At 35.3% G+C, this 11547-nt stretch carries 10 protein-coding genes; all 10 read right to left on the bottom strand.

What is annotated here, in order from left to right; all coding sequences use genetic code 11:
- Positions 1-31 precede the first annotated feature (31 nt).
- Positions 32-1159, bottom strand: a complete 1128-nt coding sequence (locus AC07N0_RS07400) for a DUF8457 domain-containing protein (RefSeq protein WP_494588680.1) — start codon at positions 1157-1159, stop codon at positions 32-34.
- Between the two features lie 286 nt (positions 1160-1445).
- Complete coding sequence (gene rnc, locus AC07N0_RS07395; protein WP_184128894.1) at positions 1446-2177, bottom strand: ribonuclease III; 732 nt, start codon at positions 2175-2177, stop codon at positions 1446-1448.
- A 132-nt stretch (positions 2178-2309) separates the two neighbouring features.
- Positions 2310-3560 carry a beta-ketoacyl-ACP synthase II gene (gene fabF / locus AC07N0_RS07390; RefSeq protein ID WP_492801882.1) on the bottom strand — a complete coding sequence of 417 codons (1251 nt, stop codon included), beginning with the start codon at positions 3558-3560 and terminating at the stop codon, positions 2310-2312.
- A 257-nt stretch (positions 3561-3817) separates the two neighbouring features.
- Complete coding sequence (locus tag AC07N0_RS07385; protein WP_184128888.1) at positions 3818-4054, bottom strand: acyl carrier protein; 237 nt, start codon at positions 4052-4054, stop codon at positions 3818-3820.
- 122 nt (positions 4055-4176) lie between these two features.
- Positions 4177-5088, bottom strand: coding sequence for an ROK family protein (locus AC07N0_RS07380; protein ID WP_492801880.1), 912 nt, complete (start codon positions 5086-5088; stop codon positions 4177-4179).
- 163 nt (positions 5089-5251) lie between these two features.
- A complete protein-coding gene (locus AC07N0_RS07375; protein WP_494588679.1) occupies positions 5252-5776 on the bottom strand; it encodes a YkgJ family cysteine cluster protein in 525 nt (174 codons plus the stop codon).
- A 115-nt stretch (positions 5777-5891) separates the two neighbouring features.
- Complete coding sequence (locus AC07N0_RS07370; protein ID WP_494588678.1) at positions 5892-7172, bottom strand: adenylosuccinate synthase; 1281 nt, start codon at positions 7170-7172, stop codon at positions 5892-5894.
- 284 nt (positions 7173-7456) lie between these two features.
- Positions 7457-7957, bottom strand: a complete 501-nt coding sequence (locus tag AC07N0_RS07365) for a Fur family transcriptional regulator (protein ID WP_492801874.1) — start codon at positions 7955-7957, stop codon at positions 7457-7459.
- A gap of 107 nt (positions 7958-8064) precedes the next feature.
- Positions 8065-10323: a RelA/SpoT family protein gene (locus AC07N0_RS07360; RefSeq protein ID WP_492801873.1), complete on the bottom strand. Its 2259-nt coding sequence runs from the start codon at positions 10321-10323 to the stop codon at positions 8065-8067.
- 162 nt (positions 10324-10485) lie between these two features.
- Positions 10486-11493 carry a DUF6089 family protein gene (locus AC07N0_RS07355; RefSeq protein WP_494588677.1) on the bottom strand — a complete coding sequence of 336 codons (1008 nt, stop codon included), beginning with the start codon at positions 11491-11493 and terminating at the stop codon, positions 10486-10488.
- Between the last annotated feature and the right edge of the window lie 54 nt (positions 11494-11547).

The following is an 11547-nucleotide window of genomic DNA, read 5'->3' as shown; positions in this document are numbered from 1 at the left end:
AAAAGACTTTATACCAACAATTTAATTATTTTTAATGAAATTTTCTAGCAACTACTTCTAAAAAATCATTAGCTTCTTCAGCCACCGAAATCCAATTATATTTAGGCGCTAAATGTTTATTCATATAATTTTTAGCATCTGAAAGATTGCTACAAGCATCTATTTTATCAATAGCATTGCTATATGCGTTGATGTCGCCATCAAATAATTTACCAATAAAAACGAATTTCTGATTTAGGCTTACCCCATCAGCAATGCTTTTAATAGGACGATTAAAAGCTAAATCAGCCAAAGCAGTTCCCCCTGCTACGTTATCTCTCTTCAATAAATCATTAACCGTTGGTAAATCTCCTACGAAAGTGTCATTTAGGCGATCTAAACCCGGTAATTTCATCTCCGCAGGCGTTCCTTTTCTATCTATTTCAGCTTGAATTTTGTCTACCGTTGGTAACGGAGCATTCTCATCGTCTAAATCCTCTTCTATGTCAAAAAAAGATTGTGATACTGCTTTTTTAGCAGGAACTTCTTCTACAGGTCTTGCTGAAGCTTTTATAAAATCTTCTTTTTTGAAAGGTACTTTAGCAGATAACGTTTCAAGGTACTTATCAACATTTTCAAACGCTACGTTGTCGCTAATTTCCTTCAGCCAATTCAAAGCAACAGTTACATATACTTTATCATCATTGCCCATTTTTTCGGTCATTGATTTAGCAATGTGGCTGTTAATCTTGGTATATTTTGCGAGTTGCGCTAAACGTTCTTTGGTAAGTGTAAATTCTGGAGAATCTCTTACAAAATCATCAAAGTATTTACTTGGATCAAGTAATAGAATAATGGTTTTTACAACAGCTTTCGATAACATTGGTTCAAAATGTTCTCGTTTTACCATGATATTTTGTGAAGCCGTATTCATGAAAGTCTTCAAGGCAGCTTTAACGTCGTCACTATCAAAATTAAAATAAGGACTTGTAAAGGCTTCTGTATCAGCTTTCCATTTCTCAAACAAATCGCTTACAACAAACATATTTACTTGCGCAACATTGCTAAGTTTTAAGATTTGTTGTCCATTGATTGTGGCAGTTCTATTAAAAAAGTCATCACAAACTTGGTTAGCATATTTTTGTCCGTAATTTTCGATTGCCGAAAAGTCTAACTTCATGATTTCTTAGAGGGTCTTTTTAACTACTGGATATAACTATAACGAAATAAAATAATTCTTATTAACAAATTTAATGTATTAATATATCAGAAAGAAAAGGTAAGTGCTAATCGGTAAAGATTAAACATCCTATTGGCAGAATTATAGCAAAAATTGAACCAAACATTAGAAGTGCACCTCAACAAAACGACAAACCAGAAAAATGTAGTGAAGCCATTAGTTCATTGATGTAGGCTATCATATATCTTAGTACATAAAAAAGCCTGTGGTATTCACAGGCTTTTATTTAACTAATTTCTAGCTTTTCGCACGCCTTCATGGCTGCTGTCTGCTCGGCTTTCTTCTTGGAATATCCCTGCCCTATCGAAAAGGCTTCTTCATTCACAAAAATAGTTGCTGTAAATTCTTTGTTATGTTTTGATCCCTCTTCGATGATTTCAAACCTAATAGGCTTGCCTTCGCGCTGAGCCCATTCTATGACTATTGATTTAAAATTAGGGTTATTTTGTACAACTGTCTCAATATCAAAATGTTGAGTAAGTATTTTTTTGATAATGAACGACCTTGTAAAACGAAAACCCTTGTCTAAGTAAATGGCTCCGATTAAAGCTTCTAATGCATCGCCATACATTGATGTTCTAGTAAGTACTGTCTTGCGGTTACCATCGTATTCAACAAGCCTATCCAGACCAATTTTTCTGGCTACTACATTCAAAGATTCTCGACTAACCATTCTCGAGCGAATTTCGGTTAAAAAACCTTCATCTTTAAAAGGGAATTTTTTAAACAAATATTCTGCTGTAATCATCCCTAATACTGAGTCTCCTAAAAATTCAAGTCTTTCATTAGAATCCTTGTAACCTTTAGCGATTGTTTCTTTGGATACCGAAGAGTGCATAAAAGCTAATCGATACAGCATTAAATTAGAGGGATTCTCTCCGATAATATGTTCTACTGCATTTTTTAACTTCTTGTCTTTAGGATCACTTGAAAAAAAATCAATAATTGGTGATAGCATATTTCTAAAATGATAATTGATAGTTAAAACCTAATAGCTAAAGCTGATTGAATGAGATTGCAACATTAATAAAAAAATTTGACTTCGCCTTAACTACTATCAATTATCCCCTATTTCCCTATCAACTAAAAACTATATTTTTTTGAATATAACCGTAGCATTATGACCTCCAAAGCCAAATCCATTACTTAAAACAACATCTATTTTTCTTTCTTGAGCTTTATTCAAAGTCAAATTTAAACGATTGTCAACTTCTGGATCTTCCGTAAAATGATTAATCGTTGGTGGTACAAGCTGATGCTGTATTGCCAAGATTGAAGCCACCGCTTCGATAGCACCTGCTCCCCCTAATAAGTGACCAGTCATAGATTTTGTCGAGCTTATGTTCATTTTATAAGCATGATCTCCAAATAAATCTACAATTGCTTTCAATTCTTGTGGGTCACCAAGAGGGGTAGATGTACCATGCGTATTGATATAATCTACTTCTTCTGGTTGAATTCCAGCATCATCGAGGGCATCTTGCATTGAAAGTAATGCTCCATAACCATCTGGGTGTGGCGCAGTAATATGATAAGCATCAGAAGAGAACCCTCCGCCGATTAACTCAGCATAAATTTTTGCTCCACGAGCAATCGCATGGTCATAATCTTCTAAGATTAATGCTCCTGCACCTTCACCTACTACAAAACCGTCACGATCTTTATCGTAAGGACGTGAAGCCGTTTTAGGGTCATCATTACGTTCAGACATCGCACGCATGGCTGTAAAACCACCCACACTCGCAATCGTTACTGCCGCTTCAGAACCACCAGTCACACAAATATTAATACGCCCTAATCTGATATAATTAAAAGCATCAATAATCGCATTATTGGCTGACGAACAAGCCGAAACAGTTACGTAGTTTGGGCCACGGAAACCATGACGAATTGAAATATTACCTGATGCTGAATCGGCAATCATTTTTGGAATAAAGAAAGGATTGATTTTTGGCGTACCATCCCCTTTTCCGAAGTAAATCATTTCTTCTTCAAAAGTTTTTAAGCCTCCAATACCTGAACCCCAAATTACTCCAACTTTATTTTTATCTATATTTTCAAGGTCAAGTCCTGAATCTACAATAGCTTCATCAGCAGCAACTACTGCATATTGAGTAAACTGATCCATTCGACGAGCATCTTGGCGAGGAATAAATTTTGTAACATCAAAATTTTTCAATTCGCAAGCAAAGCGAGTACGAAATTTTGAAGCATCAAATTTTGTGATATTATCGCAACCACTGACTCCATTTTTTAGTCCATCCCAATATTCTGGTACAGTATTTCCGATAGGAGTCAAAGCACCTATTCCCGTTACGACTACTCTTTTAAAACTCTTCATGAGAAAAATAAAATTTAACTAAGTATTAGATAAAAGATGATAGATAAAATCAGTGGAAAGAATACCATTCAATTTATCTGTTTTTTACACTTCTTAATCTTTAACTCCTTTGGCTTTTATCTAAGCATATAAATTAATACTCAAATTTGAGCATAATTAACCTGAAAATCAATAAAAATGTGCTAATCTGTCATAAAACTATAGTTCAGGTAGAATCAATAATTTTACTTTCAAATTAGCACATAAAGAAGTTCAGATTACTTGGCGTTTTCTTCAAGATATGTGATTGCCTGACCAACTGTTTGGATATTTTCAGCTTGATCATCAGGAATAGAAACGTTAAATTCCTTTTCGAATTCCATGATTAATTCTACTGTATCCAATGAGTCTGCACCCAAATCATTTGTGAATGAAGCCTCTGGAGTAACTTCTGCTGCGTCAACGCCCAACTTCTCGACGATAATGCCTTTTACTTTTTCTGCAATGTCTGCCATTTTTAGAACGATTTTTGGTTAGAAAAACGGTGCAAAGATGATGATAAAAATTAGATTATCAAACATTTTTTTAATACCGCATTACTATGAAAAGATTTACTATAATTATTTAAAGAATATTATTAAAAACATAATGAAGCAGCCCCTAAAAGACCTGCATCATTACCCAAAGTAGCACGTTTAATGGTTAATCCGTCAGCATGATACTTGGTTAACCAACCTTCCATGGTGGATGTAATTGATGGTAAAATATAGTCAAATGATGCTGACAAACCTCCACCAATCAAGATTAAATTGATATCAAGGATGGCAACTAAGTGGCATAAATTTTCGCCAAGCAATTCTCCAACTTTCGTAAATACCTGTAAAGCTAGGGCATCTCCTTCCGAAGCAGAAGCTACTAATCCTGTTGTTGAGATAGTTCCATCATCAGGTAATTGAGTAACACCTCTGAATTCTTTTCTCATTGTATTAGCAAGGTCTAACAATTCATTTTTACCGATGTTTCTCTCTAAAACCTTACCATTTACTGAAGGCGTATGCCCAGGTTCCATTGCGTTACCTCTACCACCACTAAATACTTTTTTACCAATGATAGCCGCACCACCTACACCAGTCCCTAATGTAATAAAAATATAGCTTTCGTCAATACGATCTTCGCCAAAATAAAATTCTCCTAAAGCTGCTGCGTTTGCATCATTTTCAAGGAAAAAATCAACTGCTGGGAAGCGTTTTTTAAGTATCTCAACCAAAGGAACATTGTTCAACTCAGGGATTGCCGTAATTTCAATTGGCGTTACTCTAGCCGAATTAATCATTCCCGGTAAGCCGATTCCTACTTTAGTGATATTTTTATTATCAATAAGTTGTAAACCTATTGCTTCTCCGAGACGGTCTTCGAAATGTCCTGATTTTCGCCAGCTCACAGTATCGTGACTATAAAAATTAGAAATTTGTCCTGTTTCTGAATTTACGATGCCCATTTTGACATTCGTTCCACCAATGTCTATGCCTAAGTACTCGACTGCCGCCATTATTTTGTATTGTATAGTGATAGTAAAAGTTTTGTGGTCTCAAAAATACGGAATTTTTATCAGTCAATAATACAAACTAAAAACGATTTACGTCTTTTTATATACTATCCTGTATTATTGACGGGAACTATTTGTACTTTTTTAGCATTTTTTATAGCTATAACTACTCAATGATTCCGCCCTTATTCCCCAGACCTGCTTTTTTAAGTTGTTCTACTATTTCAAAAACAGCTGGACAAACTTTTGTGTTTTCTAACGTAAGGGGCAAAATTCCAGCAATATTCTTGCGATCGGTATGCGGATACTCTCTGCAAGCCTTGGGTCTATAGTCATAAATTGAACAATAGTTATCAGCATCCAAGAAAGTACAAGGTGTTACATTCAATACATAATCTTGATCACTATCCAAGTGCAAATGTTCTTTTACTAACTGAGCAGGACGAATACGCAAATGTTTTGCGATTCTGTCAATATCAATATCTGTAAAGATTGGGCTAGTAGTTTTACAGCAATTCCCACATTTCAAGCAATCTACTTCATCAAAAACATCTTCATGCACAGGGTGAAAAGCCTCGTCCAACTTTTTGATTTTTTTATTTTTAAGTCTATCAAAAAACTTTCTATTTTCTGGAAACTTCAAACGAGCTTGTTCGTTGAAAGCTTCTATGTTTTCTTCTGTATATATCATACGGTAATTTATAAAAACACTTCAATATAAAAGAGCTATATAAGTGAGTGTCAAATAAAAAGGTTCGACAATTTACAAAAAACTGTCGAACCTTTTGAAAATATTATCTTTTGGATTAAGCCAAAGCTCCTTTCAATACACATTCATCACGGTCTGGACCCGTAGAGATAAAATTGATTGGTAAGCCTAATTTCTCTTCTAAGAAAGTAATATAGCCTGTTAATTCAGTTGGAAGATTTTCGAAATTTCTTAACCCTTCTAATGAACAGTTCCACCCCTTCAATGTTTCATATACTGGTTCTACAATCGTATCTGTCATATCGTAAGGCAATTGTTCTGTAACAGTACCGTCTGGTAATTTATAAGCAACACATACTTCTATTTCTTCAAAAATGTTCAATACATCAGCTTTCATCATTACCAATTGCGTTACGCCATTAATCATCATTGCGTATTTAAGCGCTGGTAAATCAATCCAACCACAACGACGAGGACGACCAGTAGTTGAACCAAATTCGCGACCTTCCTGACGCATTCTTTCGCCCACTTCATCCATTAATTCCGTAGGGAATGGCCCTGAACCTACACGTGTAGCATAAGCTTTGAAGATACCATAAACTTCACCAATGTTTTTTGGAGCAACTCCTAAACCTGTACAAGCACCTGCTGTAATAGTATTTGAAGAAGTAACAAATGGATACGAACCAAAGTCAACATCTAATAAACTTCCTTGCGCACCTTCAGCCAAAATCGTTTTGCCCGCAGTAATCGCATTGTTAACAGAGTATTCAGAATCTACCAAACGGAATTGTTTCATAAACTCTACTGCTTCAAAAAAGTCAGCTTCAGCGGCTGTTAAATCATATTCAAACTTATAGACATCTAAAATTGCAGTATGACGAGCCACCAAAGCATCGTATTTTGCTTTGAAGTTTGGTGAAATCATATCACCTACTCTTAATCCTTGACGTGAAATTTTATCAGTATAAGTTGGTCCGATACCTTTTAAGGTTGAACCAATTTTGGCATCACCTTTTGCTTTTTCATAGGCAGCATCCAACAAACGGTGTGTTGGCAGAATGATAGAAGCTTTTTTAGATACTTCTAAGTTCTCAAGTACGTTCAAATTATACTTTGCTAAACCATCAATTTCTTTTTTGAAAATAATTGGGTCAAGAACAACACCATTTCCGATAATGTTTTGTACTTCCTGACGGAAAATTCCTGATGGAATTTGATGCAAAACATGTTTAAAACCATCGAATTCAAGGGTATGCCCAGCGTTTGGTCCACCTTGAAAACGAGCAACTACTTGATATTTAGGGGCTAAAACATCAACTATTTTACCCTTTCCTTCATCACCCCACTGCAAACCCAACAATACATCTACTGCCATTTTTTTGTTTTTTGGTTGTCATTCTCACGAAGGAAGCATCTGGCGGTGGCAGACCAGTTCCCTCCTGACGTCGAGATAACAGGAAACAGAAAAATCAAAAAAGAATAAACCACCTAATCAAAGTCGCAAAGATAAACAAACAAAAATAAAACCTCACAAGAATTTCAATAATGCTGTAGTTTTAGTTGAAGAGTATTCCAAAAAATTTCCTAAAAAATACAAAAACAGGACTTTCATTCGGATTATGAATGAAAGTCCTGTTTGCTTGCTGTTGATAAATACTGTTAATTATGGTCTCTACTAGACATTGCTCTTTCCGCTAACATTGCTTTTTTATGTTCGCATTCTGTTTTTGTGCAAGCACCATAAAAAATCAAAGAATGGTGCATTACATTGAACTGTAACATTTCTCCTACCATCGATTGTATTGTTTGTACTCTTGGGTCACAAAATTCAGTAACATGATGGCATTCTGTACAAATCAGGTGGTCGTGTTGGCGACGTCCGTATGATTTCTCGTACTGTGCCTGATTTCTCCCAAATTGATGTTTAGAAACTAAATCACATTCTACTAATACGTCAAGTGTATTATACACAGTAGCACGTGAAACCTGATATTTCTTATTTTTCATCGAAATATATAGTTCCTCCACATCGAAATGGTCATCTCTTGTGTAAATTTCCTCCAAAATGGCAAATCGTTCTGGAGTTTTTCGAAGACTTTTATTTTCAAGATAAGCAGTAAAAATCTTCTTTACTGCCTCTAATGTGGCGTTTGATGGCATTACTGACTATTTTCAGAAAAACAAAAAATAAAATTTATTGATTTAATAATTAGACTAAATCAATTTTGAAAAGTAAAATAAATCAATTTTTAAGAGAAAAAGAAATTCTAGTCTCCTCTTTCAATCTGAATTACACCATCAACTTGCTCTAAAGAGTGAACAAGTGTTTCAAGATGTTGTGTGTCTTGTACCATCAATGCTATTTTTCCTTCAAAAATACCTTCTTTTACTCCTATTGAAAGATTTTGAATATTTACTTTTAACTCTTGCGAAATTACTCTTGTCACATCGTTCATCAAGCCCATGCGGTCTGTGCCTTTAATAATTAATTGGGCAATGAACGACATTTTCACTTGGCTCGTCCACAAAGCTTTTATTACTCTATCGCCATGACGAGACAATAGCTCGGTAGCATTTGGACACGAAGTTCTATGAATTTTTATGCCTTCATTAATCGTAACAAAACCAAAAACAGTATCGCCCGCAATAGGATTACAACATTTAGCCAACGTATAGTCTACCCTATCCATGTCCTCGCCAATCAAAATTGCATCTGCATTTTTTACATCACCATGCAATTTCTTAAGCTCTTTAACGATATTTTTAGTATTCGTTAGCGGTTCTTGAATGGTTTTTGTAGCCTGCTTTCTTTCATGCGCCTCTCTGTCTGACTTCCATTTTTTTATCTCGTCTAAGCTAATATATGCTTTTCCAAAACGATAAAATAAGTCGTTTGTATCTTTTGCATTAAAATACGCCCTTAGTTGATTGGTGATTTCTAGGGTTAACGTATTTACGCCCAACACTTTTAAACGATGTTCAATCATATCACGCCCCATGATGACGTGCTGCTTATTGGCTTCTTTAATATAATCCTTGATACGGGCTTTTGCCTTGGTCGTTGCTACAAAGGCTAACCAATCTTCTGATGGTTTTTGCTTTGCCGAGGTCATACACTCGATAATATCGCCAGTCTTGAGTTTGTGGCTCAAAGGGACTAGCTTATTATTTACCTTAGCTCCTATACACCTTGCTCCTACTTCTGAGTGAATTTCAAATGCAAAATCCAATGCCGTAGCACCGTCTTTCAATACAATCAGTTTCCCTTTTGGGGTATATACAAAAATCTCGTCGTTATACAAACTACTTCTAATATCATCAACCAATTCAACGGCTGACTGTGATTTATCAGTAGTATCCAATGCTTCTCGAATTTGGCTTAACCATGACTCAAAAGCTTTGTTTGTACGTGTATCATTTCCTTTATATTTCCAGTGTGCGGCAAATCCTTTTTCGGCAATTTCATCCATCCGAGTTGTCCGAATCTGTACTTCTACCCAGCGTCCACGTCGCCCAGAACTCATTACAGTGGTATGCAATGATTCATACCCATTTGATTTAGGATTAGAAATCCAGTCTTTCAAACGTTCAGGATTGGGCTTATAATGGTCTGTTACCATCGAATAAACAGCCCAGCAAGCAGACTTCTCTAATTCAGTAGGGACATCTAAAATTACCCGCACCGCAAAAAGGTCATAAATTTCCTCAAAGGGCGTATTATTCTTCTTAAGCTTGTGGTAAATAGAATAGATTGATTTCGGTCGCCCTTTCACAATGTGTTTATAACCCATTATGTTAAGGTCTTTCTCAATCGGGCGAATAAAGTTTTGGATGAAACTCTCTCTCGATGTTTTGGTTTCTTTTAACTTCTTGGCAATATCTTTATAAGCTTCTGGCTCAGTGTATTTCAAACACAAGTCTTCTAGTTCAGACTTTATCGCATGAAGTCCCAAGCGGTGTGCCAGCGGAGCATATAAATAAAATGTTTCAGAGCTAATTTTGAGTTGTTTATCACGAGGCATACTTCCCAATGTTCGCATATTATGCAAACGGTCGGCAAGTTTGATTAATATTACCCGAATATCATCCGAAAGCGTAAGTAACATCTTACGGAAGTTTTCTGCTTGTTGCGAACTTCCATAATCAAAGACGCCCGTAATTTTAGTAAGACCGTCAATAATTTTGGCTACATTTTTTCCAAAAATAGCTTCAATTTCTGTCAGTTCTATTTCAGTATCTTCCACCACATCATGCAACAATGCACACATGATAGATGTTGCTCCCAAACCTATTTCTTCAACACAAATTTGGGCAACAGCAATAGGATGATAAATATAAGGCTCGCCAGATTTCCTCCTCATCTCTTTATGAGCTTCGGCAGATAATAGGAAAGCTTTTTTTATCAGTTTAGCATCATCATCTTGCAAATATGGACGGGCAATGTTGAGTAATTTTCGGTATCGCTTTAGAATCTCTTTCCGTTCTTGCTCTAAGTCTATTTCTTTTACTTCCACGGTGTTATTCAAGGACAAATGAGTTTTTTGTAAGAAACATTAATTTAGTGTTTAGTCTAAATTAGCGATTTTTGAGGGAAACGGCAAATGGAAGTGCATTTAATTTATGAGAGAAGTGAATGGTTTTTATAGAAATTCCATTAAAGTCCTGATTAATAATTAGTCACAATTATTTTATTCAATCACAGGGCATTTTATTGAGGGAGAAAGATGGTATGTTATCCGAAAGCTAGTTAATAAATAAATATCATTTAATTTACTAGCGCCATCTCTAATAGTACCTTGTCTATATATTTCAGGAAAAGTACTTACTGGGGTCAAATTAGGATTACTATAATTGGGGTTAATATTTTCAGCCAGATATTTTCTAATAGAAGCTTCTCTATTATTGCCAGTATTAGCCGCTATCAATTCATATTCTCGATGGCCCATGATAGCAGAAAGAGGGCTAATAGCATACATTTGATTGAAACTGGTATAATATCCACCAACGTCATCAATATAATCCGTTAAATTATAACGAATACCTACCTCAAACCCTAAATCAATTTTTCTATCTATTTTATATTTTACTCCAAACCCCAACGGGAAGTTCATTGCCAACAACTCATATTTATTATTAAGATTGCCAGGTAAACCTTGTCCTTCCGTATGAAGTGGCTGAAGACTCACCCAATCACCTGGTGATGCCTCTGATCCTCTATAACTAACAGGTACTTTGGCAACTGGATTATGGTGAAAAAAAGCAAAGCCTAAAAAAACATAAGGTGTTATTTGCGCTCTTTTTTGATACCTATCACTTTCTCTAATTAAATTAAAAATCCCCTTGAAAGATAACTCTTGAATATCATTTCTGAAATGGGCATTTCTCATAAATGATCTTTCTAATAAAGAAACACCTTCAAGTTTACTATCATCACCCACAATTCTTACCCAAGTCAAAGCGATATTTCCTGAAAATCGAGGTGTGAAATGTTTTGTATAATCCACTGAAATATTCCAACGAACATTTTCTACAGTAGACTGGATGGGGCGGTTTATTGGTACGAGGTCTCCGTAATAATTTGCAGTGCCTATTCCAAAAGCTATATCAGAATGCTTCTCAAAAAGCTTTTTTTGTGAAAAAGCTTGAAAACATATACATAAAGCAATAAGGATTTTAAATAAGTTCTTAATCAACATTAGGAAATCTATTGGGTTATGTTTTGCTTATAAACGACAAACAAAGTATAAAAA

This window comes from Arcicella sp. GW821-FHT09D11 (genome assembly GCF_059416265.1).
Note: the sequence above shows the minus strand (reverse complement) of the source record. Positions and strands in the feature narration are given on the sequence as shown.

What these genes read in the sequence shown, in the direction of transcription:
- AC07N0_RS07375 (WP_494588679.1), bottom strand. Translation starts at nt 5,776, where the DNA reads ATGATATATACAGAAGAAAACATAGAAGCTTTCAACGAACAAGCTCGT.
- fabF (WP_492801882.1), bottom strand. Translation starts at nt 3,560, where the DNA reads ATGAAGAGTTTTAAAAGAGTAGTCGTAACGGGAATAGGTGCTTTGACT.
- rnc (WP_184128894.1), bottom strand. Translation starts at nt 2,177, where the DNA reads ATGCTATCACCAATTATTGATTTTTTTTCAAGTGATCCTAAAGACAAG.
- AC07N0_RS07365 (WP_492801874.1), bottom strand. Translation starts at nt 7,957, where the DNA reads ATGCCATCAAACGCCACATTAGAGGCAGTAAAGAAGATTTTTACTGCT.
- AC07N0_RS07400 (WP_494588680.1), bottom strand. Translation starts at nt 1,159, where the DNA reads ATGAAGTTAGACTTTTCGGCAATCGAAAATTACGGACAAAAATATGCT.
- AC07N0_RS07385 (WP_184128888.1), bottom strand. Translation starts at nt 4,054, where the DNA reads ATGGCAGACATTGCAGAAAAAGTAAAAGGCATTATCGTCGAGAAGTTG.
- AC07N0_RS07380 (WP_492801880.1), bottom strand. Translation starts at nt 5,088, where the DNA reads ATGGCGGCAGTCGAGTACTTAGGCATAGACATTGGTGGAACGAATGTC.
- AC07N0_RS07370 (WP_494588678.1), bottom strand. Translation starts at nt 7,172, where the DNA reads ATGGCAGTAGATGTATTGTTGGGTTTGCAGTGGGGTGATGAAGGAAAG.
- AC07N0_RS07355 (WP_494588677.1), bottom strand. Translation starts at nt 11,493, where the DNA reads ATGTTGATTAAGAACTTATTTAAAATCCTTATTGCTTTATGTATATGT.